This window comes from Mesorhizobium sp. WSM3868 (genome assembly GCF_002294785.1).
Lineage (GTDB): Bacteria > Pseudomonadota > Alphaproteobacteria > Rhizobiales > Rhizobiaceae > Mesorhizobium.
Genome location: NZ_NSGB01000007.1, coordinates 62,374 through 86,719 on the forward strand (window position 1 = coordinate 62,374; position 24,346 = coordinate 86,719).

The 24,346-nt window shown below is 63.9% G+C and carries 23 protein-coding genes and 1 pseudogene; 18 read left to right on the forward strand and 6 right to left on the reverse strand.

Annotated features, from left to right (window positions below; genetic code table 11):
• Positions 1-5 precede the first annotated feature (5 nt).
• Complete coding sequence (locus CK221_RS13410) at positions 6-1,265, forward strand: D-amino acid dehydrogenase (protein ID WP_095778066.1); 1,260 nt, start codon at positions 6-8, stop codon at positions 1,263-1,265.
• A 1-nt stretch (position 1,266) separates the two neighbouring features.
• On the opposite strand, the gene CK221_RS13415 is transcribed toward CK221_RS13410, so the two are convergent.
• Both CK221_RS13415 and CK221_RS13420 read right to left on the reverse strand, forming a co-directional pair.
• Positions 1,267-3,357 carry a phosphatidylserine/phosphatidylglycerophosphate/cardiolipin synthase family protein gene (locus CK221_RS13415; RefSeq protein WP_095778193.1) on the reverse strand — a complete coding sequence of 697 codons (2,091 nt, stop codon included), beginning with the start codon at positions 3,355-3,357 and terminating at the stop codon, positions 1,267-1,269.
• A 68-nt stretch (positions 3,358-3,425) separates the two neighbouring features.
• Positions 3,426-3,866 (reverse strand): hypothetical protein, encoded by a 441-nt coding sequence (locus CK221_RS13420; protein ID WP_095778194.1) that lies wholly within the window; start codon positions 3,864-3,866, stop codon positions 3,426-3,428.
• 76 nt (positions 3,867-3,942) lie between these two features.
• On the opposite strand from CK221_RS13420, the gene CK221_RS13425 reads away from it, so the two are divergent.
• Entirely contained in the window at positions 3,943-4,200 is a 258-nt protein-coding gene (locus tag CK221_RS13425) for a hypothetical protein (RefSeq protein WP_143749037.1), read from the forward strand.
• 80 nt (positions 4,201-4,280) lie between these two features.
• Here the strand turns inward: CK221_RS13425 and CK221_RS13430 are convergent, their stop codons facing one another.
• Positions 4,281-5,162 carry a LysR family transcriptional regulator gene (locus tag CK221_RS13430; protein WP_095778195.1) on the reverse strand — a complete coding sequence of 294 codons (882 nt, stop codon included), beginning with the start codon at positions 5,160-5,162 and terminating at the stop codon, positions 4,281-4,283.
• A 368-nt stretch (positions 5,163-5,530) separates the two neighbouring features.
• Between CK221_RS13430 and CK221_RS13435 the strand changes: the two genes are divergently transcribed.
• The gene (locus CK221_RS13435) at positions 5,531-7,027 is read left to right on the forward strand and encodes a CoA-acylating methylmalonate-semialdehyde dehydrogenase (protein WP_095778068.1); all 1,497 of its coding nucleotides are present in this window, start codon (positions 5,531-5,533) and stop codon (positions 7,025-7,027) included.
• A gap of 428 nt (positions 7,028-7,455) precedes the next feature.
• Complete coding sequence (locus CK221_RS13440) at positions 7,456-7,755, forward strand: hypothetical protein (RefSeq protein ID WP_067001648.1); 300 nt, start codon at positions 7,456-7,458, stop codon at positions 7,753-7,755.
• A 3-nt stretch (positions 7,756-7,758) separates the two neighbouring features.
• Here CK221_RS13440 and CK221_RS13445 read toward each other — a convergent pair whose 3' ends face one another.
• Positions 7,759-7,998 (reverse strand): hypothetical protein, encoded by a 240-nt coding sequence (locus CK221_RS13445; protein WP_095778069.1) that lies wholly within the window; start codon positions 7,996-7,998, stop codon positions 7,759-7,761.
• Between CK221_RS13445 and CK221_RS13450 the strand changes: the two genes are divergently transcribed.
• Positions 7,997-8,314, forward strand: coding sequence for a hypothetical protein (locus CK221_RS13450; RefSeq protein ID WP_095778070.1), 318 nt, complete (start codon positions 7,997-7,999; stop codon positions 8,312-8,314). The two genes, CK221_RS13445 and CK221_RS13450, sit on opposite strands and share 2 nt — an antisense overlap.
• A gap of 42 nt (positions 8,315-8,356) precedes the next feature.
• Here the strand turns inward: CK221_RS13450 and CK221_RS13455 are convergent, their stop codons facing one another.
• Positions 8,357-9,058, reverse strand: a complete 702-nt coding sequence (locus CK221_RS13455) for a GntR family transcriptional regulator (RefSeq protein WP_245430636.1) — start codon at positions 9,056-9,058, stop codon at positions 8,357-8,359.
• Between the two features lie 69 nt (positions 9,059-9,127).
• On the opposite strand from CK221_RS13455, the gene CK221_RS13460 reads away from it, so the two are divergent.
• The 13 genes and pseudogenes from CK221_RS13460 (at position 9,128) to CK221_RS13520 (ending at position 23,854) form a co-directional block, all read left to right on the forward strand.
• Positions 9,128-10,021 (forward strand): dihydrodipicolinate synthase family protein, encoded by an 894-nt coding sequence (locus tag CK221_RS13460; protein WP_095778072.1) that lies wholly within the window; start codon positions 9,128-9,130, stop codon positions 10,019-10,021.
• 63 nt (positions 10,022-10,084) lie between these two features.
• Entirely contained in the window at positions 10,085-11,401 is a 1,317-nt protein-coding gene (locus tag CK221_RS13465) for an FAD-dependent oxidoreductase (protein ID WP_245430637.1), read from the forward strand.
• Between the two features lie 36 nt (positions 11,402-11,437).
• Positions 11,438-12,439: a 4-hydroxyproline epimerase gene (locus CK221_RS13470; RefSeq protein WP_095778074.1), complete on the forward strand. Its 1,002-nt coding sequence runs from the start codon at positions 11,438-11,440 to the stop codon at positions 12,437-12,439.
• Between the two features lie 452 nt (positions 12,440-12,891).
• Complete coding sequence (locus tag CK221_RS13475; RefSeq protein WP_067001669.1) at positions 12,892-13,794, forward strand: branched-chain amino acid ABC transporter permease LivH; 903 nt, start codon at positions 12,892-12,894, stop codon at positions 13,792-13,794.
• Between the two features lie 5 nt (positions 13,795-13,799).
• Positions 13,800-15,191, forward strand: coding sequence for a high-affinity branched-chain amino acid ABC transporter permease LivM (gene livM / locus CK221_RS13480; protein WP_067001672.1), 1,392 nt, complete (start codon positions 13,800-13,802; stop codon positions 15,189-15,191).
• A pseudogene (locus tag CK221_RS13485) lies at positions 15,191-16,264 on the forward strand (ABC transporter ATP-binding protein); the annotation flags it as partial. The gene livM and the pseudogene CK221_RS13485, both read left to right, overlap by 1 nt.
• A 32-nt stretch (positions 16,265-16,296) precedes the next feature.
• Entirely contained in the window at positions 16,297-17,025 is a 729-nt protein-coding gene (locus tag CK221_RS13490; RefSeq protein WP_067001678.1) for an ABC transporter ATP-binding protein, read from the forward strand.
• 17 nt (positions 17,026-17,042) lie between these two features.
• Positions 17,043-17,390, forward strand: a complete 348-nt coding sequence (locus tag CK221_RS13495; RefSeq protein WP_095778075.1) for a DUF6867 family protein — start codon at positions 17,043-17,045, stop codon at positions 17,388-17,390.
• A gap of 139 nt (positions 17,391-17,529) precedes the next feature.
• Positions 17,530-18,648 carry a branched-chain amino acid ABC transporter substrate-binding protein gene (locus CK221_RS13500; RefSeq protein WP_067001684.1) on the forward strand — a complete coding sequence of 373 codons (1,119 nt, stop codon included), beginning with the start codon at positions 17,530-17,532 and terminating at the stop codon, positions 18,646-18,648.
• Positions 18,649-18,911: 263 nt separating this feature from the next.
• Positions 18,912-22,370 carry a pyruvate carboxylase gene (gene pyc / locus CK221_RS13505; RefSeq protein ID WP_095778076.1) on the forward strand — a complete coding sequence of 1,153 codons (3,459 nt, stop codon included), beginning with the start codon at positions 18,912-18,914 and terminating at the stop codon, positions 22,368-22,370.
• A 355-nt stretch (positions 22,371-22,725) separates the two neighbouring features.
• Positions 22,726-22,986, forward strand: a complete 261-nt coding sequence (locus CK221_RS13510; RefSeq protein ID WP_067001689.1) for a DUF2312 domain-containing protein — start codon at positions 22,726-22,728, stop codon at positions 22,984-22,986.
• 120 nt (positions 22,987-23,106) lie between these two features.
• Positions 23,107-23,547, forward strand: a complete 441-nt coding sequence (locus CK221_RS13515) for a hypothetical protein (RefSeq protein WP_067001692.1) — start codon at positions 23,107-23,109, stop codon at positions 23,545-23,547.
• A gap of 7 nt (positions 23,548-23,554) precedes the next feature.
• Positions 23,555-23,854, forward strand: coding sequence for a hypothetical protein (locus CK221_RS13520; protein WP_082980670.1), 300 nt, complete (start codon positions 23,555-23,557; stop codon positions 23,852-23,854).
• Positions 23,855-23,906: 52 nt separating this feature from the next.
• Here CK221_RS13520 and msrB read toward each other — a convergent pair whose 3' ends face one another.
• Positions 23,907-24,311 (reverse strand): peptide-methionine (R)-S-oxide reductase MsrB, encoded by a 405-nt coding sequence (gene msrB, locus CK221_RS13525; protein WP_067001694.1) that lies wholly within the window; start codon positions 24,309-24,311, stop codon positions 23,907-23,909.
• Between the last annotated feature and the right edge of the window lie 35 nt (positions 24,312-24,346).

Consider the following 24,346-nt stretch of genomic DNA (forward strand, 5'->3'; position numbering starts at 1 on the left):
ATAGAATGAAAGTCCTGGTGCTGGGCGGCGGCGTGATCGGGATCACCACCGCCTACTTCCTTGCCGAGGCCGGCCATGAAGTTACGGTGATCGACCGGCAGCAGGGACCGGCGCTGGAGACCAGCTTCGCCAATGCCGGCGAAGTGTCGCCGGGCTATGCCTCGCCATGGGCCGGGCCCGGCATCCCCGTGAAAGCCGTCAAATGGCTGTTGATGAAATACGGACCGCTGGTGGTGCGGCCGGCCTTCGATCCGCATATGTGGACATGGCTCTTGAAGATGCTGCGCAACTGCACGGCCGAGCGCTATGCGCTGAACAAGTCGCGCATGGTGCCCTTGGCCGAGTACAGCCGCGACACGCTGAAGGCGCTTCGCGCTACGATCGGCATCAGCTATGACGAGCGAGCCAAGGGCACGCTGCAGCTCTTCCGCAGGCAGAAGCAGCTCGACGGCACCGGCGGCGATGTCGAGGTGCTGAAAAAATACGGCGTTCCCTACGAGCTCCTCGACCGGGACGGCTGCATCGCGGCCGAGCCGGCGCTGGCCGGTGTACGGGAAAAATTCGTCGGTGGGCTGAGGTTGCCCGGCGACGAGACCGGCGACTGCAAGATGTTCACCGACAAGCTGGCCGAGCTTTGCGTGGCGCGCGGCGTCGCCTTCGAATATGGCACGAGCATCCGGCGCGTCGTCAGGAACCGGAACCGCGTCGTCCAGGTCGGCACCGACAAGGGCTGGCGAACGGCGGAGGCTTATGTGATGGCGCTTGGCAGCTATTCGGCTCCCTTCATGCGCAAGATGAAACGGCCGATCCCCGTCTATCCGGTCAAGGGCTATTCCATCACGGTGCCGATCACGGACGCGGCGGCGGCGCCGGTATCGACCATCATGGACGAGACTTACAAGGTGGCGATCACCAGGCTCGGCGACCGCATCCGCGTCGGCGGCACCGCGGAGATTTCGGGCTTCGACCTTCGCCTGCATGAATCGCGCCGCCGCACGCTCGAGCACTCCGTCGGCGACCTGTTTCCGGGCGGCGGCGATCTCAAGGCGGCGAGTTTCTGGTGCGGCTTGCGGCCGATGACGCCGGACGGGCCGCCGCTGGTCGGGCGCAGCGAATTGTCCAACCTCTATCTCAACACCGGCCACGGCACGCTGGGCTGGACCATGGCCTGCGGCTCGGCGAAAGTGCTTGCCGATGTCATTTCCAATCGGGTGCCGGAGATCAACGCGCTCGACCTCAGCCCGGACCGCTACATCAAGGCTTGATTTAAAAGGCCTGTTTCACCCACCCATTGCTGAACAGCAGCCGGTAAGCCCAGCCGATCGTGACATTGGTGGCGACCGGCTGCGAATGGGCGAGATAGTCGTCATAGACCGACTTCATGCGGCGGTAGAAGGCCGGATCGAGCACCATCATGCCGTTTTCCGAGTCGTGGACGAAGCTGCGATTGTTGAGGTTGACCGAGGAGATTGTCACCAGGCGCTGATCGATCATCATGATCTTGGAATGCAGCACCACGTCGGGCGCCTTGAATTCGCGGATGCTGATGCGGTCGCCATATTTCTCCACGAACAGCTTGTTGAGCGCGGTGAGGAAGCGGCCGCCTATGTCGCCCTTGAGATCGATGCGCCCAACGACGTCGATCTTGACGCCGCGGGCCAGCGCCCGATCGAACGCTCTCGCGAGACTGGGCGTCAGGTTGAGATAAGGGTTGACGATCTCGATGCGGTGCTCGGCGGTGTCGATCAGTTCGACGAAGTAGTTTTCCAGTGCATGCCCGTCCGCGTAAGGCACGGAAATGAAGTGCCGCACCACGCCTTGCGGATGGCCACCGGAACGGACCGGAATGGAAAACGGCCGTGACAGGTTGGTGTCGGCATCGCGCAGCCAGACGGTCGAGAAATGCGCGGCCAGCGTTTCGACCGTCGCCGGGTCGGCGATCTCGATGTCGAAGTCGCTCCAGTTGGAATAGTAGTTGAGCGAGAAGCCGTCGGTCTTGCCGTATTGCTGCAGCTGAGGGTAGCGCGACAGGTCGATCGGCTTATGAAACAGGAACCCGTCATGGATGTTGCGGCCGCCGATGATGACGCGCGAGCGGCCGGGTTCCTCGGCCAGGGTCGCCAGAATCTTGATGTGATGGGTCTTGTGCAGCTGTGAGAGCTGCTCGTCGATCGGCGCGCCGTGATCGGCCTGCCAGCGATATTCCTGCAATTGGACATTGGGAAACTCCGCCGCCAGCCGATGCAGCAGGGCGTCGTCCTTGTCGCGCTCCAGCACGTCGGTGACCAGGATGCGTACCTTGGTGCCGAGCGCCGCGTGATGGCGGATCAGCCGCTCCATGATGCGGCCGGAGAAGTCCGCCTTGAACTCCAGCGACGACAGGTAGATCAGCTTGAGTCTCGGCGCGTTGGAGAAATCGAGCGGCAGTTCGGGATCGGCCTTGTCGAAGGCGCTGTCGGGCAGTTTCTTGCCGAGCAGCGCCTCGACCTTGGCGTTGAAGCCGTCGCGCGATTTGCGCAGCAGGGTCGGCGACCCGAGCGGCAGCGCGCAGGTCTGCGACAGCCAGCGACCGACATAAAAGGCGCGGTCGAGCGCTTCGAGCCCGGCCGGATCTGGCACCGGACAACGATCATAGCGGCTGTCGAGTGCCGTGATCCATGGGTCGGCGGCCTCCTCGCGCAGGATGGTCAGCTTCGCGCCGGACGGCGCGAGGCTGGAGCTGACGGTGAAATCGCAACGGGTGAGCGCTTCGCTTGGAAACAGGCTGGCAGATGTCTCGGTCGCCGGCAGGCTGAGATGGAACGCGGCACCTTTGGCAATTGTCCGCGACCGGCCCGAGATGCGCATCGCCAGCGATCCGTCGCAGCTGCCGCCGATCACGACCGTTTGCCGGCCGACCTGGCGGAGCACGATCTCGACCGAGCGCGCCTGCAGGCCGGAGAAGCTGAAGGTCTTGGGTGCGGACGGCCTGGCGGCAGCGTCGAGATAGAGCGTCTGGCGCGACATGCGCCAGCGACCGGTGAAATGGCCTTCGCCCGGTTTGCCTGGTGCCAGCGGCTGCTCCGTGCTGTCGAGCGGCTTCGCCAACCGTTGCAGCGCCGGATAAGTTGCCTGGAAACGATCATTGTGGACGTCGCGCCAGTCACGGCCGAAGCGGCCGGTGCCGTTGGTGCGGTCGAGCGCATCGATTCGGCTTTGGGCCAGCAACGCCTCGAATCGCTTTTCATAGGCGGCATTGCCATTGTCCGCGAAGTAACCGGCGCTGGCGATCTCGGCGCCGCTTCGATCCGCCGAGATGGGCTGGCGCGCGCAGGCTTCGTCTCCCGGAAAGAAGGCGCAGGCGGAACGGCCCGGCATGCCGGCGCATCCGGCGAGCGCGGTCAGCGCCAGGCCAAGCAGCAGCCTTGTCACGACGGCTCCCGGTCTCACCCGGTCGCCTCGTTCATGACCTTGAGCTGGGCGGGATCGCGCGGCGGCATGAAGCCCTGCGGAAAGACCTTGCAGACGGGAAGCGCGAAGGTGGCTATCAAGAGCTCGGCCTGGCCGCGCATCTTCCTTGGCGCCGTCTTGTCGTTGCGGATCGTCCTTGCCGAAGCGATCAGCGCGCCGTCGCAATCGCAATGATTGTGGCGGGCGATATAGCAGGCATCGTGGATCCGGCAGGCGGCATCGAGCTGGTCGACCGGGGTGGCCGAGAGATCGCCGGTACGGGTTCCGGGACCGCAATAATTACCGAAGACGAAAGGCGAGGGGCGGGCCATCGCATAGCGGATCGACTTCGGCAGTTCAGCTTCGGGAACCCTGGCCCACGGATTGGCGCAGCCGGAGAGGTAAAGCAGCGGCAGGATGGCAAGAATGGCTCGCATGTCTGCGCCGGCTTTCCAAGATTCCCCCTCGCCTGCCATGGCATGGCGAAGCACTGGTGCCACACTGGCCGATTTTGTGGCAAGCGCAAGGCGGGTCGGCTCCGCCTTCGGTTCGGGCAGTTTCAGCAACGACCGGCTGGCGCGATTCCCCGACGGCTATCCCGTGCGGATGGCTGACATGGATTTCCACCTCGGCGACGGCGATGTCAGCTTCTACGGCCACGCCAGGATAGCGATTTCGATACGCGAGGGCCACTATGGTTTCGTCACCTGCGGGCTGATGGGCAACAGCGCCGAGGAAGCCGGCCGGGATGTGGGCGGCGTTCGCGGCTGAGGTCGACAAGGTTGTGAATTCTTTCGTCCTCGATGCGCCTCAATGGCGGTTCCAAAGCGGATCGGCCTTTTTGGACGGCATCAGACGAACAACCCTTTTTCCCGCTCCACCGCCTTGGTGATGAAATTGGCGACGAGCTGGACCCGGCGCAGCGGCCTCACCGATTCGTGATAGACCAACCAGTAGGCGCGGCGGATGGGCGCGACGATGTCTACCGGCACCAGCTCCGGCATCGAGCGGGCGACGAAGGTATGGAGGATGCCGATGCCGGCGCCCGAGCGCACCGCCTCCGCCTGACCAAGTGCTGACGAGATGGCGAAGCTGGTGCGCCAGTCCGGGCTGAACTCCGCGGCATAGTCGAGCGAAGGGCTGACGATGAGGTCGGGCACATAGCCGATCAGCGTGTGCCGATCGAGCTCGGCTGCTGTCTTCGGCAGGCCGTTGGCTTCCGCATAGGTGCGGGAGGCGAACAGGCCGAGCGTATAGTCGACCAGCTTTCCCGCCACCAATCGGCCCTCGGTCGGCCGCTCGACGGTAATCGCGATGTCGGCCTCGCGCCGCGACAGGGAGAAGGAGCGCGGCACCGGCACCAGCTGGATGGTGAGCTCGCGGTGGAGCGCCGTCAGCTCGCCCAAACGCTTGGCGAGGAAGGCGACACCGAAACCGTCGGGAGCGCCGATGCGCACCGTGCCGGAGACGTCGTCGCCCTCGCCGGCGATGGTCGAGCGCGCGGCGATCATGTCGCTCTCCATGCGCTCGGCGATGTCGAGGAAGCGCTCGCCGGCCGGTGTCAGCTCGCTGCCGGTGGTCAGGCGGCGGAAGAGTTTCGTCCGCAGCGCCTCCTCGAGAGCCGCGAGGCGGCGCGAGACGGTGGCGTGGTTGAGCTCCAGGCGTCTTGCCGCGCCGAGGATCTGGCCGGCGCGAGCCACGGCGAGGAAGATGCGGACATCATCCCAGTTCATGGGGATGACCTTGGTGACAGCGATCAAAGCCGCGTTCCTTCGCGCCCCCCTCTGTCCTGCCGGACATCTCCCCCACAAGGGGGGAGATCAGCGGTTCCGTCGCCGGCTCTTTTGTTGCGACGTTGGCTATTGGCGAAAGCAAAAATGAGAGCTTAACCTCCTCCCTTGCGGGGGCGATGGCCGGTCGGCCAGAGGGGGGTGTGAAGGAACGCAAGCTGCGGCCTTTTCAGCAATCTGCTATTTGCGGCATTTAATGCACAGCTCCCGGACGCTGTCTATTTCGCGCACAACGGTTGCGTTCTAGCTCGCGTTGCCATTGCCGCCGCAAAGGCGGACAATGCCTCATCACCAAAACAGGGAGAGAACCCATGATCGAGTACGGTCATTTCATTGGCGGCAAGCGTGTCGCCGGCACCAGCGGCCGCAAGCAGGACGTCATGCAGCCGATGGACGGCTCGGTGCGCGCTACGGTGGCGCTGGCCTCGGCGCAGGAACTGCGCGCCGCGGTCGAGAACGCCAAGGCCGCGCAGATCAAGTGGGGCGCCACCAACCCGCAGCGCCGCGTGCGCGTGCTGATGAAGTTTCTCGAACTGGTCCAGCGCGACTATGACGAGCTGGCCGACATCCTGGCGCGCGAGCATGGCAAGACCATTGCCGACGCGCGCGGCGACATCCAGCGTGGCCTCGAAGTGGTCGAGGTCTGCATCGGCGCGCCGCATATGATGAAGGGCGAGTTCACCGACGGCGCCGGTCCGGGCATCGACACCTATTCGATGCGCCAGCCGCTCGGCGTCGTCGCCGGCATCACGCCGTTCAACTTCCCGGCGATGATCCCGCTGTGGAAGATCGCGCCGGCGATCGCCTGCGGCAACGCCTTCATCCTGAAGCCTTCGGAGCGCGATCCGGGCGTGCCGATCCGCATCGCCGAGCTGTTCATCGAGGCCGGCCTGCCGGAAGGCGTGCTGAACGTGGTCAACGGCGACAAGGAAGTGGTCGACGCCATCCTCGACGATCCGGACATCAAAGCCGTCGGCTTCGTCGGCTCGACGCCGATTGCGCAGTACATCTATGCGCGCGGCTGCGCGGCGGGAAAACGCGTGCAATGCTTCGGCGGCGCCAAGAACCACATGATCATCATGCCCGACGCCGACATGGACCAGACGGTCGACGCGCTGGTCGGCGCCGGCTACGGCTCGGCCGGCGAGCGCTGCATGGCGATCTCGGTGGCCGTGCCGGTCGGCACCGACACCGCGAACCGGCTGATGGAAAAGCTGGTGCCGCGCGTCGAAAGCCTGAAGGTCGGTCCGTCGACCGACTCCTCGGCCGATTTCGGCCCGCTGGTGACACGCCAAGCCCTGGAACGCGTCAAGGGCTATGTCGACATCGGCGTCAAGGAAGGCGCCAAGCTGGTCGTCGATGGCCGCGGCTTCAAGATGCAGGGCTACGAGAACGGCTACTACATGGGCGGCTGCCTGTTCGACAACGTGACGCCGGAGATGCGCATCTACAAGGAAGAGATCTTCGGGCCGGTGCTGTCGGTGGTGCGCGCGCCGACCTATGAGAACGCCATCAATCTCGCCAACGACCACGAGATGGGCAACGGCGTTGCCATCTTCACCCGCGACGGCGACGCCGCGCGTGACTTTGCTTCCAGGGTCCAGGTCGGCATGGTCGGCGTCAACGTGCCGATCCCTGTGCCGATCGCCTACTACACCTTCGGCGGCTGGAAGGCGTCGTCCTTCGGCGACCTCAACCAGCACGGCCCGGACGCGTTCCGCTTCTACACCAAGACCAAGACGGTCACCTCGCGCTGGCCGTCCGGCATCAAGGACGGCGCCGAGTTCGTCATCCCGACGATGAACTGACCGGACGGTTTTTCGGTCGCGCGTCCTTGCCGCGTTGCGGCTGCGGGCGCGCGGCAGGCATCAAGGACGGCGCCGAGTTCGTCATCCCGACGATGAACTGACCGGACGGTTTTTCGAGAGCCTCGTGAGAAAGCGCGGTTTGCACCCGCGCTTTCTGTTTGGGGCCTTGCAGAGGAGGCTGGTTGTCCTTCACCTCATCGATATTTGGCGTAGCTTGTCGTCTCGCCCGGTCGTCGCTTGCAACTTCAGATGCATGATTTGCGACGAGACACGTCGAGGCTGCATCCGCACCTCCTAATGATTCCATCGCCGTGTGATGGAACCAACAGGCCGCCATTCGCCTTAGGCTGTATTCCTGCCATGCGTGCAGGCCAATCAAACAGCGCCGGTGGCAGCCGGGGTTCTCGTCTGGCGCGAGGAGGTGTCGGATGACACGATTTCTTATGGCGACGATGTGCCTTGCGGCGGCAGCGCTGTCGGTCGGCCAGGCCAATGCGGCGGCACAATGCGCACCACGCGCCGACATCATCAAGGCGCTCGGCGACAAGTTCCACGAAAGCGAGGCAGGGCGCGGGCTGATCAATCCGAACGTCGTGCTCGAGATCTTTGTCTCCGACCAAGGCAGTTGGACCGTTCTTGCCTCCGATACCAAGGGGCAGAGCTGCATTCTGTCCGTTGGCGAAGGCTGGGACAGCCCGACGATCACGGCAGCCGTGCCGGGAGCCTAACACTCACTGGCGCCACGGCTCGTTCAGTGAAAGCCGCGCCGGCGCCTGCATCAACGCCCGCTTGTCTACCGGGCGCAGCTTCACCATATCGAATGCAGGGAGTGATAAATCTCCCTGCGACAGACCGGAAACCAGAAGGAGTGACGTGATGGCGACGTCGAGTCCGGCCTGGAGCGTTCCGGCACACTGAGGCGGCCGAATGTGCCTCTTTTGCCGGAATGCCACGGCGAAGGAGGTGCCCATGGCACGCAGATTTTCGTTCCGAGTGGTGAAGGCGGCAGTCGCCGGCGCCGTCATGGCTTTGCCGGCAGTCCCGCTGCAGGCGCAAGTCCTCTGCGGGGACCATGACGATCTGGTCGCGGGGCTGGCAGAGACGTTCGAAGAGAAGCGGCTGGGCTACGGCGTGGGTGGAGACGTCGCCATCTTCGAGGTGTTTGTGTCGGCGAGGGGAACCTGGACCATCCTGATGACCGACGTTAAGGGCCAGAGTTGCATCCTGGCAGCGGGCGAGGGATGGGAGGACACGCTGGCCACCGCGGTCCGGCACCCGGGCGGGTGAACTGCGTAACCGGACAGTTCAGCTAAGCCGGAACCGCTCCGGTCAGCGCGTCGCGGCCGCCTCGGCGTGGTGGCGCAGCAGCGCCATCAATTTCTTGGCGTCCTTGGCGGCGGCTTCCTCGTCGCCGTCGAGGATCGAGCGGATCAGCGCGACGTGGTGCTCGGCCGATTCGGCGAGCCCGGTATCCGCCTTGTAGCGGAACCAGAAGCGCCGGCTGTGCGTCTGCAAGGGCGCCGCCACGCGCGCCGCGAATGGATTGTCGGCGGCGATCGCCAGCGCCTCGTCAAGTTGCTTGTCCGCCTGAATGAAGGAAAGCACGTTGCCGGAGATCACTGCCTTCTGCATGGCAAGGGCTGCCTCGTGAAACAGGTCGGCCGCCTCGCGGGTGACGAAGCGGGCGGCCGAGCGGGCAAGCACCACCTCGACGCCGCGCCTGGCATCGATGACGCGCAGCCAGTCGCCGGGGTGGAGCGGCGCGACCGCGATGCCGGCGCGTGGTCTGATGTCGAGCAAGCCCTCCCAGGCCAGCCTCTGGATCGCCTCGCGCACGGGAGTACGGCCGAAGCCGAGCCGCTCGATCAGCGCGCCTTCGGTGACGAAGCTTGAAGGCACTAGTTCGAGGGTGACGATCATGTGCTCCAGCACCCGATAGGCCCTGGTCGCAACCGGCTCGAAGGCCGCGCTCGTGTCGTTTATCAATGCGGATATCAATGGGGGACTCCTGATATATTTTTCATATATCATAGTGGATTCAGCATTGACAGCCCGCGCCCTAACAAATATACCTCTGATATATCAGATGGAGAGGTAGCCATGTGGGCCGGAGTTTTCCCTGCAGTCACGACCAAGTTCACCACCGACGACCGCCTCGATCATGCCGAGATGGAGCGTTGTTTCTCCTTGCAGATGGAGGCCGGCTGCGACGGCATCATCGTCTGCGGTTCGCTCGGCGAAGGGCCAATGCTGTCGCATGACGAGAAGATCGAAGTCTTGAAAACGGCGCAGAAGGTCGCGGGGACAAAGCCGGTGCTTCTGACGGTCAACGAACCCAGCACCCGCGAGGCGGCAAGCATCGCACGCCGCGCAGCCAAGGAAGGCGCTAATGGCCTGATGGTGGTGCCGAGCCCGATCTACCACACCAATGCTGAAGAGACGGTCGCCGCACTTCGCGCCGTCGCGGAGGCCGGCGACCTGCCTGTTATGATCTACTCCAACCGGCTCGCCTATCGCGTCGACGTCACTGTCGACCTGATGGAGGAGCTGGCGTCCGACAAGCGCTTCGTCGCGATCAAGGAATCGTCGGACGACATCCGCCGCTCGACCGAGATCATCAATCGCCTCGGCGACCGCTACGACCTCTTCACCGGCGTCGACAACCTCGCCTTCGAGGCGCTGTCGGTCGGCGCAATCGGCTGGGTCGCGGGCCTTGTCACGGCCTTCCCGCGCGAGACCGTCGCCATCTACCAGCTGATGCGAAAAGGTCGCCGCGAGGAAGCGCTGAAGATTTACCGCTGGTTCAGGCCACTGCTCGACCTCGATGTCTCGACCTACCTGGTCCAAAACATCAAGCTTGCCGAAGTGCTGGCGATCGGTACCAATGACCGCGTTCGCATGCCGCGCCAGCCATTGTCGGGCGAGCGCCGGAAGGCGGTGGAAAAGACCGTCAGGGATGCGCTGGCTGCGCGGCCGGAACTGCCGGCGTTCTGATGGCTTTCTGCTCCCGTTCACGGGGAGCAGATGGCGGCAGACAGACGAGGGGACAGCGCCAGCGTGCAAGGAAATGCCAAGCCGACCGAAGAGGGGCGCCGCCCTTCATCCGCCCGTCGGGCGCCTTCTCCCCGTGACCGGGGAGAAGGGGAAGATATCGCCATCATCGGCGGCGGCATCATCGGCATTTGCGCCGCCACCTTGCTCGCGGAGGCGGGACGCAGCGTCACCATTTTCGATCGGACGGGCATTTGCGAGGAGACGAGCTCCGGCAACGCTGCCGCCTTCGCCTTCTCCGACGTGCTGCCGCTGGCGCATAAGGGGATGATCAGGCAGTTGCCGAGATGGCTTGCCGATCCGCTGGGGCCTCTTGCCATCCCGCCGGCCTATCTGCCTAAGCTTCTTCCCTGGCTGTTCCGCTTCTGGCGCGCGGGCGCCGCCAGGCACTTCGAGGCGAGCCTTGCGGCGCAGGCCGGCATGATGAAGCTCGCCGAAGCCGAATGGATGGGTTTGCTCGACCACTCCGGCACGCGGCCGATGCTGCGTGAGGACGGCTCGCTCGAACTCTACGAAAGCGAGGCCGAGTTCCGCGCCTCGCTGTCCGGCTGGAGGGCGCGCGAACGTTTCGGCATAGGCTTCCGCCATGTCGAGGGTGAGGGGATGGCGGCGCTGCAGCCGGGTCTTTCGCCGCGCTTCGTCAAGGGCACCTTCGTGCCGGGGTGGAAGACAGTCGCCGATCCGAAACTGCTCGGCAAGGCGATCTGGGCCTATGCGGAGCGGCTCGGCGCGCGCTTCGAGCACGCGCGCGTCGAGCGTATCGGGACCGGAACAAACGGCGTCACGCTTATGCTTGCGGACGGCACGGCCCGAAAGGCGAAGCAGCTCGTGATCGCCGCCGGCGCCTGGTCGCATCTGCTGGCCAAAGATCTCGGCGACCGCATCCCGCTGGAGACGGAGCGCGGCTACAACACCACGCTGCCGGTGTCGGCCTTCGACGTGAAGCGGCAGCTGATCTTTTCCGGGCACGGCTTCGTCATCACGCCGCTGGAAACCGGCTTGCGCGTCGGCGGCGCCGTCGAGCTCGGAGGCATCGAACGAGCGCCTAATTTCGCGCGCTCGAAGGCGATGCTGGAAAAAGCCAAGCGTTTCCTGCCCGGGCTCGATCCGTCGGGCGGCCGCGAGTGGATGGGCTTTCGGCCATCGCTGCCGGATTCGCTGCCGGTTATCGGCCGGGCGCGGGCGCCGAACATCGTCTACGCTTTCGGCCACGGCCATCTCGGCCTGACCCAGGCGGCAGCGACCGGCCGCTTGATCCGAGATCTCCTTCTCGGGCAGGCGCCGCCGCTCGATCTCACTCCTTTCCGCCCGCAACGGTTCTGACAATTCGCCAGAATTCTGATATTTCAGGGAGCCATCATGGCCAAGACATCCTTCTTCTGCATCGACGGCCACACCTGCGGCAATCCGGTGAGGCTGGTTGCCGGCGGCGGCCCACTGCTGGAAGGCGCGACGATGATGGAACGGCGGGCGCATTTCCTCGCCGAATATGACTGGATCCGGACCGGGCTGATGTTCGAGCCGCGCGGTCATGACGTGATGTCCGGCTCGATCCTCTATCCGCCGACGCGCGAGGACTGCGATATCGCGATCCTCTTCATCGAAACCTCGGGCTGCCTGCCGATGTGCGGCCACGGCACCATCGGCACCGTGACGATGGCGATCGAGCATGGGCTGGTGAGGCCGGAGACGCCGGGCGTGCTCAGGCTCGACACGCCGGCCGGCCTTGTCGTCGCCGAATACAAGCAGATCGGCGAATATGTCGAGGAGGTGCGGATCACCAACGTGCCGTCCTTCCTCTACGCCGAAGGGCTGTCGGTGGAGTGCCCGGTGCTTGGCGAGATCAGCGTCGACGTCGCTTATGGCGGCAATTTCTATGCCATCGTCGAGCCGCAGGAGAACTACCGCGACATGGCCGACCATTCGGCCGCCGACCTCATCGCCTGGAGCCCGCTTGTGCGCCAGCGCCTCAACGAGAAATACTCGTTCATTCATCCGGAAAATCCGGGCATCAACCGGCTGTCGCACATGCTGTGGACCGGCAAGCCGAGAGATGCCGAGGCCGATGCCCGCAATGCCGTATTCTATGGCGACAAGGCGATCGACCGCTCGCCTTGCGGCACCGGCACCTCGGCGCGCATGGCGCAGCTCCACGCCAAGGGCAGGCTCAAGGTTGGCGACAGTTTTGTCCATGAGTCGATCATCGGCTCGCTGTTCAAGGGCAGGGTCGAAAAGGAGGTCAGCGTTGCCGGCAAACCAGCCATCATCCCCTCGATCGGCGGCTGGGCGCGCATGACCGGACTGAACACGATCTTCATCGACGACCGCGATCCGTTCGCGCACGGATTCATCGTCACCTGATCGCTCCCGGTCGGCGCGTCAGGCCGCCTCGTCGTTCGTCGAAACCTGACTACCGAACCAATCGGGAAAGGATTTCGGCCGCCGTTCGCCTCGCCCGTCACATGACCGTCATACCGAGCAGAATCCTTGCTTGGCGGAGTGGGCGGGACGGCAAAATCGAGCGCTGCCGCTGACGCAAGGAATCTTCTCATCAATTTATTTTGACGACGATTTCTTCGAAACGACGCGCATGATACGGCTGAATCATCAAAGACATTGCGTTGTGCCAATGATAGGGTCCGCGATAGTCCAGGGGCCGGGTGCGAAAAAGCGGGCAATCGGGCAGCGTGCTTCCAAACCACGCGCGGCGATTGAAAAATCACGTTGCAATCCGGGCTTGAAACTTTACGACTAGGGGCAATACGAAAAGGAATGCGTCCTCGAAGGCGACATTCCAGGGGAGCCGCTTAAATATGCAGTATTTCGTCCAGCAGCTTATCAACGGGCTGACGCTGGGATCTATCTACGGGCTGATCGCGATCGGCTACACGATGGTCTACGGCATCATCGGCATGATCAATTTCGCCCATGGCGATATCTTCATGGTGGGCGCCTTCACGGCCCTCATCGTCTTCCTGATCCTCGGCGCGATGTTCTATTCGGTGCCGGTGGTGGTGGCGCTCCTGATCATGATGATCGTGGGCATGCTGCTCACCAGCCTCTACAACTGGACGATCGAGAAGGTGGCCTACAGGCCGCTGCGCGGATCGTTCCGGCTGGCGCCGCTGATCACCGCCATCGGCATGTCGATCGCCCTGTCCAACTTCGTGCAGGTCACGCAAGGGCCGCGCAACAAGCCGATCCCGCCGCTGGTCAGCCAGGTCTATACGATCGACGGCATCAGCGTCTCGCTGAAGCAGATCATCATCGTGCTGGTCACCGCCGTGCTGCTGGCGATCTTCTGGTATCTCGTCAACAGGACGGCATTGGGGCGGGCACAGCGCGCCTGCGAGCAGGACCGCAAGATGGCGGCGCTGCTTGGCGTCGACGTCGACCGCACAATCTCCATCACCTTCATCATGGGCGCAGCGCTTGCCGCGGTCGCCGGGACGCTTTTCTTGATGTATTATGGCGTGGTGGTCTTCTCAGACGGCTTCGTGCCGGGCGTGAAGGCCTTCACGGCGGCGGTGCTCGGCGGCATCGGCTCGCTGCCGGGCGCAGTGCTCGGCGGGCTTTTGATCGGCTTCATCGAGAGCATGTGGTCGGCCTATTTCTCGATCGACTACAAGGACGTCGCGGCCTTCTCGATCCTGGCGATCGTGCTCATCTTCCTGCCCTCCGGCATCCTGGGCCGGCCTGAAGTCGAAAAGGTCTGATCCTCATGGCCGTTACCGTTTCTCCGGAGCGCGACGTCGTCGCTACTCCCATCCAGCGCGCGTTCCGCGAAGCGCTCTACGCCGGCGCCATCGCGCTCGGCCTGTTCGTGCTGTTCATCGGTCTCAGGACCGATCAGAACATCAACAACGAGCTGATCCTGGTGCAGCGTTGGGGCCTGCTCGCCCTGGTGGTCCTCGCCGTTGTCGTCGGGCGCTTCCTCTATGTTGCCTATGCGGTTCCGGCGCTCGAACGATCAAGGGCTGAAAGGGCCAAGGCGCCTGCGATCGCCGTGGAGCCCGGCTTCGTGCGGCGAAACTTCAACAAGATCGGCGCCACGGTGCTGATCCTCTATCCAGTGGCGATGGTGCTTCTGTTCGGCTTCCAGGGCTCGCTGAAATGGGTCGACAATTTCGGCATCCAGATCCTGATTTATGTGATGCTGGCCTGGGGCCTCAACATCGTCATCGGGCTAGCCGGCCTGCTCGACCTCGGCTATGTCGCCTTTTACGCCGTCGGCGCCTATGCCTATGCGCTGCTCGGCACGCATTTTGGCCTGTCGTTCTGGATCCTGCTGCCTGCCGCCGGCGCCATGGCCGCCTTCTGGGGCGTCATGCTCGGCTTCCCGGTGTTGCGGCTGCGCGGCGACTATCTGGCGATCGTCACGCTCGCCTTCGGCGAGATCATCCGTCTGGTGCTGATCAACTGGCGTGAGGTGACCAACGGCTCGGCCGGCATTTCCGGCATCCCGAAGGTCTCCTTCTTCGGGCTGATGTCGTTCAACGTCTCGGACCCGAACTACATCGCCAAGGTGCTGGGCATCGCCCAGTCGGGCGCCTACTACAAGATCTTCCTCTATTATCTCATCCTGGCGCTCTGCTTCCTCACCGCCTTCGTCACCATCAGGCTGCGCCGCCTGCCGGTGGGCCGCGCCTGGGAAGCGCTGCGCGAGGACGAGATCGCCTGCCGCTCGCTCGGCATCAATACCACCACCACCAAGCTGACGGCGTTCGCCACCGGCGCCATGTTCGGCGGCTTCGCCGGCTCGTTCTTCGCCGCGCGCCAGGGCTTCGTCAGCCCGGAATCCTTCGTCTTCCTTGAATCGGCGATCATCCTGGCCATCGTAGTGCTCGGCGGCATGGGCTCGTTGGGCGGTATCGCGGTGGCGGCGCTGGTGATGATCGGCGGCACCGAGATCCTGCGCGAGCTGGGCTTCCTCAAGGTGGTGTTCGGTCCGGACTTCACGCCGGAGCTCTACCGCATGCTATTGTTCGGCGTTGCGATGGTGATCGTCATGCTGTGGAAGCCGCGCGGCTTCGTCGGCAGTCGAGAACCAACAGCCTTCCTCAAGGAGCGAAAAGCGGTCTCAGGCTCCTTCACCAAGGAGGGCCATGGCTGATGAACGCGCAAGTTTCCATGAACGACTTCATCCTGCAGGTCGAGCACCTGTCGATGAAGTTCGGCGGCCTGATCGCGATCGGCGACCTGTCGTTCCAGGCCAAGCGCGGCGAGATCACCGCGCTGATCGGGCCGAACGGTGCCGGCAAGACGACCGTGTTCAATTGCATCACCGGCTTCTACAAACCGTCGGAGGGCATGATCACGCTCAGCCGGCGCGACGGCTCGAACTATCTGCTCGAGCGCTTGCCCAATCACGAGATCCCCGCGCGCGCCAAGGTGGCGCGCACCTTCCAGAACATCCGCCTGTTCTCGGGCATGACGCTGCTGGAGAACCTCCTGGTCGCCCAGCACAACAAGCTGATGAAGGCCTCGGGCTATACCTTCCTCGGCCTGTTCGGCTTCTCCAGCTACCGGCAGGCCTCGGCTGAATCGATCGATCTCGCCAAGCACTGGCTGGAAAAGGCCAATCTCGTCGACCGCGCCGACGATCCGGCCGGCGACCTGCCCTATGGCGCGCAACGGCGGCTGGAGATCGCGCGCGCCATGTGCACCGGACCTGAGCTTTTGTGCCTCGACGAGCCGGCCGCCGGTCTCAATCCGAAGGAATCGGCCTCGCTCAATGAACTGTTGATGGACATCAAGGACAACACCGGCACGTCGATCCTGCTCATCGAGCACGACATGTCGGTGGTCATGCAGATCTCCGACCACGTCGTGGTGCTGGAGTACGGCCGCAAGATCTCCGACGGCAGCCCGCAGTCGGTCCGGACCGATCCGCGCGTGATCGCCGCCTATCTCGGCGTCGACGACGAGGAAGTGGAAGAGGTGCTGACCGAAGTCGGCGACGAGGATGTCATCGAGCAGCTGGATACCGGGCCTGATGCGGCGCACGGGCCGGGCAGTTCCGCCTCGATGATGGCGGGGCCGGTTTCCGACACTGTCGAACACGCGGACGAGGGCGAACGGGTCATGGTATCGAGAGGCGCCTCGAAAGCGGCTCAGGTCGATGCCAAAGCCAAAACGCCAAGAAAGTCGTCCGAGCGGGCCACGGGCAAGCCAGCCGCGAAATCCTCGACAGCCAAGCCGCGCGGAGGGCGTAAGTAATGGCCGGCACAACGCTGCTCGATATCAAGGGCGTGCAGACCTATTATGGCAACATCCGTGCGCTGAACGGTGTCGACGTCACCGTCAACCAAGGTGAGATCGTGGCGCTGATCGGGGCCAATGGCGCCGGCAAGTCGACGTTGATGATGACGATCTTCGGCGCGCCGCGTGCGCGCAGCGGCTCCATCACCTTTGCCGGCAACGACATCACGCAGTTGCCGACGCACGAGATCGCGCGGATGCGCATCGCCCAGTCGCCTGAGGGACGCCGCATCTTTCCGCGCATGACGGTGATGGAAAACCTGCAGATGGGCGCCAGCCTCGACAACCTAAAACATTTTGACGAGGATGCCGAGAAGGTGTTTGCGCTGTTCCCGCGGCTGAAGGAGCGCATCGGCCAGCGCGGCGGCACGCTCTCGGGCGGCGAGCAGCAGATGCTGTCGATAGGCCGTGCGCTGATGGCCCGGCCGAAGCTGCTTCTGCTCGACGAGCCGTCGCTGGGATTGGCGCCGCTGATCGTCAAGCAGATCTTCGATGCAATCCGCGAATTGAACCGGACCCAAGGGCTGACCGTGTTCCTGGTCGAGCAGAACGCTTTCGGCGCGCTGAAGCTCGCCAATCGCGGCTACGTCATGGTCAACGGCAATGTGACGATGAGCGGCACCGGCAAGGAGCTGCTCGCCAATCCGGAAGTGCGCGCCGCCTATCTCGAAGGCGGCCACCACTAAGTTCAGGAGACTTCATCATGCAGGGCATTCTCTACGAGGAAGCCTCGATCTGGCAGTTCCTGTTCGTCACCTGCCTGCTCGGCGGATGGGCGGCGTGGATGACCGGCAAGGCGAGCGCGCAGACCTGGCGCAGCTTCTTTCAGCTGTTCCTCTATATGCTCGGACTCGGCATCGGCATAAGGTTCATCCACCACGCGCTGTTCGACGGCACGATGTTTTCGCTGCACTACTATATCGTCGACACCATCGTGCTGATGATACTGGGCTTCCTTGGGTATCAATACACGCGCACGAACCAGATGGTCAGTCAGTATAATTGGCTCTACGAAAGAGCCTCCTTATTGAGCTGGAAACCAAAGGGTTGACGTTCATGATCAACGCCGTTCCGGGGAATGAATTTGGCGTGACAAGTGCCTGAAAATCGGCATTCTATGCTTTCTGCGATAAGGGTGGGCATCGCATGAAAGTATCATCCACGCCCACTCCGTAAATGGGAGCGTTTCAATGAAAAAATCACTCTTGTCCGCCGTGGCGCTGACCGCGTTCATCGCGTTCAGCGGCAGCGCGTGGGCCGACATTCTGATCGGCGTCGCCGGTCCGATCACCGGTCCGAACGCGGCCTTCGGCGCGCAGCTGCAGAAGGGCGCCGAACAGGCGGTCGCCGACATCAACGCGGCCGGCGGAGTCCTCGGCCAGCAACTTAAGCTGAGCGTGGGTGACGACGTGTCGGATCCGAAGCAGGGCATCTCGGTCGCCAACAAGTTTGTCGCCGACGGCATCAAGTTCGTCGATGGCCACTTCAATTCGGGCGTCTCAATTCCTGCGTCGGAGGTCTATGCCGAGAATGGCATCCTCGAAATCACGCCGGCCGCGACCAATCCCAAGTTCACCGAACGCGGCATGTGGAATACGTTCCGCACCTGCGGACGCGACGACCAGCAGGGCAAGGTTGCCGGCGACTATGTCGCCAAGAACTTCAAGGACGCCAAGATCGCGCTCATCCATGACAAGACCCCTTATGGCCAGGGCCTTGCCGACGAAACCAAGAAGGCGCTCAACGCCAATGGCGTCAACGAAGCCATGTATGAAGGCATCAATGTCGGCGACAAGGACTTCTCGGCGCTCATCGCCAAGATGAAGGAAGCCGGTATCTCCGTCGTCTACTATGGCGGCCTGCATACGGAGGCCGGCCTCATCATCCGCCAGCTCGCCGACCAGGGCCTCAAGGCCCAGTTCATGTCGGGCGACGGCATCGTGTCGAACGAGCTCGCCTCGATCGCCGGCGACGCCGTCCAAGGCACGCTGATGACGTTCGCGCCGGATCCGCGCAAGAACCCGAACGCCAAGGAGCTCGTGGAGAAGTTCCGCGCTGCCGGTTTCGAACCGGAGGCCTACACGCTCTACTCCTACGCCGCGATCCAGATCATCGCTGCGGCCATCACGAAGACCGGCTCCGCCGACGATGCGCAGAAAGTCGCCGAGACGATCAAGTCGGGCGGCCCCTGGAAGACCGCCATCGGCGACATTGGTTATGACTCCAAGGGCGACATCACCCGCCCGGACTATGTCATGTACACCTGGAAGAAGGGCGAAGACGGCAAGTACTCCTACTTCGAGCAATAAGCCGGCAAAGAAGAGCCGACTTTCCGAGATGCCCGGCGCTGAGCGCCGGGCATTTTTTGTTGGCCGCGCATCCAGCCTGCGTTCGTGTCCCTCGCCGAGTTCGTCGGCGTTGTCGTCCAGGCGCTCGGAGGCCGTCGCGAAGGTTTGGCGCAAACAAACGATTTAAATCGATTGAAGTGTCGCGCTATTTTGTTTGCGCTGCAGCATTTTCACGCTAATCATTGCGCCGGTTCACCTCACCTTCCGCTACTGGAGCCCAGTCCTTGGCAATCACGAAGATCCTCGTCGCCAACCGGTCCGAAATCGCCATCCGCGTCTTTCGCGCGGCCAACGAACTAGGCCTCAAAACCGTGGCGATCTGGGCGGAAGAGGACAAATATTCGCTGCACCGCTTCAAGGCCGACGAAAGCTACCAGGTCGGGCGCGGTCCGCATCTCACCAAGGACATGGGTCCGATCGAAAGCTATCTGTCGATCGACGAGGTGATCCGCGTCGCGCGCCTCTCGGGTGCCGATGCGATCCACCCCGGCTACGGCCTGTTGTCGGAAAGCCCCGAATTCGCCGAGGCCTGCGCTGCCGCTGGCATCACCTTCATCGGGCCGAAGCCCGAGACGATGCGCCGGCTCGGCAACAAGGTGGCGGCGCGCAACCTGGCGATCGAGGTCGGCGTGCCGGTCGTGCCCGCCACCGATCCGCTGCCCGACGATATGGACGAGGTGAAAAAGCTCGCCGCGGAAATAGGCTATCCGGTGATGCTCAAGGCCTCGTGGGGTGGCGGCGGCCGCGGCATGCGCGCCATCCGCGCTGAAGCCGACCTCGCGCGCGAAGTCATGGAAGGCAAGCGCGAGGCGAAGGCCGCCTTCGGCAAAGACGAGGTCTATCTCGAAAAGCTGATCGAGCGCGCCCGCCATGTCGAGGTGCAGGTGCTGGGCGACACGCAGCGCAATGCTGTGCATCTGTTCGAGCGCGACTGCTCGATCCAGCGCCGCAACCAGAAGGTCGTCGAACGTGCGCCGGCTCCCTACCTCAGCGAGAAACTGCGCGAGGAGCTCTGCGGCTACGCGCTGAAGATCGCGCGCGAGACCAGCTATATCGGCGCCGGCACCGTCGAGTTCCTGCAGGACGCCGACACCGGCAAGTTCTATTTCATCGAGGTCAACCCGCGTATCCAGGTCGAGCATACCGTCACCGAGATGGTGACCGGCATCGATATCGTAAAGGCGCAAATCCACATCCTCGACGGCTTCGCCATCGGCACGCCGGAGTCCGGCGTGCCGGCGCAGAAGGACATCAAGCTCAACGGCCACGCCCTGCAGTGCCGCATCACCACCGAGGATCCGGAACACAATTTCATCCCCGATTACGGGCGCATCACCGCATATCGCGGCGCGACCGGCTTCGGCATCCGCCTCGACGGCGGCACCGCCTATTCGGGCGCGGTCATCACCCGGTTCTACGATCCGCTGCTCGAAAAGGTGACGGCCTGGGCGCCGACGCCGGCCGAGACGATCGCGCGCATGAACCGGGCATTGCGCGAGTTCCGCATCCGCGGCGTCGCCACCAACCTCACCTTCCTCGAAGCGATCATCAACCACCCGAGCTTCGCCGACAATTCCTATACCACCAAGTTCATCGATACGACGCCGGAGCTGTTCGAGCAGGTCAAGCGGCAGGACCGCGCCACCAAGCTGCTCAACTATCTCGCCGACGTCAGCGTCAACGGCCATCCCGAGACGCGCGGACGGCCGGTGCCGAAGGCGGATGCGGCGGCACCTGTGGTGCCCTATCTCAACGGCAAGGTGCCGGACGGCAGCAAGCAGCGGCTCGACGCGCTCGGGCCTCAGAAGTTCGCGGCATGGATGCGCGAGCAAGCCCAGGTGCTCGTTACCGACACGACGATGCGCGACGGACACCAGTCGCTGCTCGCCACGCGCATGCGCACCTACGACATCGCCGGCATCGCCGGCACCTATGCGCGGGCGCTGCCGCAACTGCTCTCACTGGAATGCTGGGGCGGCGCCACCTTCGACGTCGCCATGCGCTTCCTCACCGAGGATCCGTGGGAGCGTCTGAGCAGAGTGCGCGAGGCAGCCCCCAATCTTCTGCTGCAGATGCTTCTGCGCGGCGCCAACGGCGTCGGCTACACCAACTATCCCGACAATGTCGTGCAGCATTTCGTCAAACAGGCAGCTGCCGGCGGCGTCGACCTGTTCCGCGTCTTCGACTGCTTGAACTGGGTCGAGAACATGCGCGTCGCGATGGACGCGGTGGGTGCCGAGGGCAAGCTGATCGAAGCGGCGATGTGCTACACCGGCGACATACTCGATCCGGCGCGCGCCAAATACGACCTGAAATATTATGTCGGGCTGGCGAAGGAACTGGAAGCGGCCGGCGCGCATATCATCGCCGTCAAGGACATGGCGGGCCTGTTGAAGCCCTCGGCGGCGCGCGTGCTGTTCAAGGCGCTGCGCGAAGAGACCGACCTGCCGATCCATTTCCACACGCATGACACCTCCGGCCTGTCGGCGGCGACGGTGCTGGCGGCGGTCGAGACCGGCGTCGACGCCATCGACGCGGCGATGGATTCGTTCTCCGGCAACACCTCGCAGCCTTGCCTCGGCTCGATCGTCGAGGCGCTCAAGGGCACCGAGCGCGACCCCGGTCTCGACCCGCAGTGGATCCGCCACATCTCGTTCTACTGGGAAGCGGTTCGCAACCAGTACGCCGCCTTTGAAAGCGACCTCAAGGGACCGGCCTCGGAAGTCTATCTGCACGAGATGCCGGGCGGCCAGTTCACCAATCTCAAGGAACAGGCGCGCTCGCTTGGGCTCGAAACGCGCTGGCACGAGGTGGCGCAGGCCTATCACGACGTCAACCTGATGTTCGGCGATATCGTCAAGGTGACGCCGTCGTCGAAAGTGGTCGGCGACATGGCGCTGATGATGGTGAGCCAGGACCTCACGGTCACCGATGTCGAGAACCCGGCGAAGGACATCGCCTTTCCGGACTCGGTCGTCTCGATGCTGCGCGGCGATCTCGGCCAGTCGCCGGGCGGTTGGCCGCAAGCGCTGCAGAAGAAGGCGCTGAAGGGCGAAAAGCCGATCACCGTCCGGCCGGGCTCGCTGCTCAAGCCGGCGAACCTCAAGGCCAGCCGCAAGGAGATCGAGGAGAAGCTCGAGCGCAAGCTCACCGAGTTCGAATTCGCCTCCTGGCTGATGTATCCGAAAGTCTTCACCGACTTCGCCGCCGCTCAGGAGACCTATGGCCCGGTCAGCGTGCTGCCGACGCCGACCTATTTCTACGGCATGAAGTCGGAAGACGAGATCTTCGTCGACATCGAGAAGGGCAAGACCCTGGTGATACGCTGCCAGGCGTTCGGTGACGTCGACGAAAAAGGCATGGTCACCGTCTTCTTCGAGCTCAACGGCCAGCCGCGTCGCGTGAAGGTGCCGGACCGCGCGCATGGCGCTTCGGCCGCCAAGGCGCGGCGCAAGGCCGAGCCGGGCAACGAGGCGCATGTCGGGGCGCCGATGCCGGGCGTGGTGTCGGCTCTTGCCGTGGCGCCAGGCCAGGCGGTCAAGGCGGGCGACGTGCTGCTCTCGATCGAGGCGATGAAGATGGAGACCGCGTTGCACGCCGAGCGCGACGGCGTGGTGGCAGAGGTGCTGGTCAAGGCCGGCGACCAGATCGATGCGAAGGATTTGCTCATCGCCTTTGGCTGAATGTGCTGATCTTCAGGTGAGGCCGGCCTGCAAACGCCGGCTTCCTGGGGTTCCGGCCTTCGCCGCCGAAGCACTCACCAGGCACGTCGCAGTTAAGGCTACGGCCACCTTAGGCCCGTGCCCACGTACTCCAAGCACGCTCGGCTCCGGTTCTCGGAACAACCGTTCTCGCCCGCTTCGCGCCCGTCTTCGACTCCGGCTCGGCCTGACCAGAATCTCAGCACAGCCTGGGGTGCTCCAACCCTTCATGCCGCATCGATAATGTCTTGACCCGCCGCGCCTGCTCGGGCATCGAACCCGCTCCAATTTTGCCGGGCGGGAATCGCCGTGGCGCAAAAAAACGCGGAGAGAAAAAATGGCCGACGAGATCACCGAGACCAGCCAGACTGTAGCCGCCGGCCAGCTGCGCGCCATCATCGAGCGCATCGAGCGGCTCGAGGAAGAAAAGAAGACGATTTCCGACGACATCAAGGACGTCTATGGCGAGGCCAAGGGCACCGGCTTCGACACCAAGGCGATCCGCACCATCGTCCGGCTGCGCAAGAAGGATCAGGCCGAGCGCCAGGAGGAGGAGTCGATCCTCGATCTGTACAAGGCCGCGCTCGGCATGGTGTAAGGCTCGCGGCTAGAGCAGTTCAGCGTTTTGATGGAATCGCTGAACTGCTCCAACCATTTGCTTTTGCGCAATTCCGGACGGAAACCGTTACACTTCCTGGAATTGCCTCTAGGGACGGCCATGAGTGAGTTCGACTTCGGCGGCCATCGCGCTTCGGAGTTCCGGCATCGCGGGTTCTGGGCGCTGTTCGCCGAACGGCACCCGGAAGAAAGGGCGCGGCTGGCGCGACGCGGGCCATGGTTCTGGCAGCGCGGAATGCCGGAGTTCGCCCTGGTGCTGTCCATGTATGTCGCGCCAAGCGAGAACGTGGTCGGCGTCTTCTTCGGCCGCAACGAGAAGCTCGGCGCGACGGAGGTCTGGACGCGGCTGATGCCATTCCAACCGGCGATCGAGGCGCGGCTGAAGCTCAGGCCGGAGCAGAGCGCGCAGAATCTCGGCATAAATTCGCAGTGGCGGGTCAACTGCTTTGCCGAGGACAATTGGCCGGCCATGGCCGACTGGCTGGCGACGGAATGCTCGCGCTTCGAGCAAGCCGTCACCCAAGTGCTGAGGCAGGAGTAGAGCACAGATGGTTGCCGGCTTCTTCCGCTCGCGCTGGCAAGGCATTGTGCCGCTCGACCGGCTGTTCTGGCGCGACATGCTGCTCGCCGGCACGGCGATCAACATCGCTTCGTCCGGGCTGGCGCTTGTCCTGCTTGGGCTGAAGCTGCCGCTCTGGCTGGTGCTCACGGTGCATTTCCTTCCCGCCCCCTACAACATCTTTCTCGCCCTTGCCGTCTGGCGGACGGCGGAAACGGCCGGCGGGTTCAAGGCGCAGTTGATGATGCTGGGCTCGGCGCTCTGGCTGATCGCGACGGTCGTCGTCTGAATCGAAAAAGGGCGGCCGAAGCCGCCCTTACAAAGCTACCACGAACTGGCTGTCAGGCCGCCGGCTCGAAGCGCAGCGACACGCCGTTGATGCAATAGCGCAGGCCGGTCGGCGGCGGACCGTCCTCGAAGACATGGCCGAGATGGCTGCCGCAACGCGAGCAGTGGCACTCGGTGCGGACCATGCCGTAGCTGCGGTCGACGGTGGTCTCGATCGAGCCCGGGACCGGATCGTTGAAGCTCGGCCAGCCGGTTCCGCTCTCGAACTTCAGCTTGGATTCGAACAGCGGCTGGTCGCAGCCGACGCAGAAGAAAGTGCCGGCGCGCTTCTCGTAGAGCAGGGCGCAGCTGCCGGGACGCTCGGTGCCGTGGTTGCGCATGACGGCATACTGCTCCGGCGTCAGCCGGGCGCGCCACTCGGCATCGGTGCGGGTGACGGGATAGGCGTGGGTGTCCATGAAATCTCCTCGGCCTTGGCGGCTCGTTGTTGGTT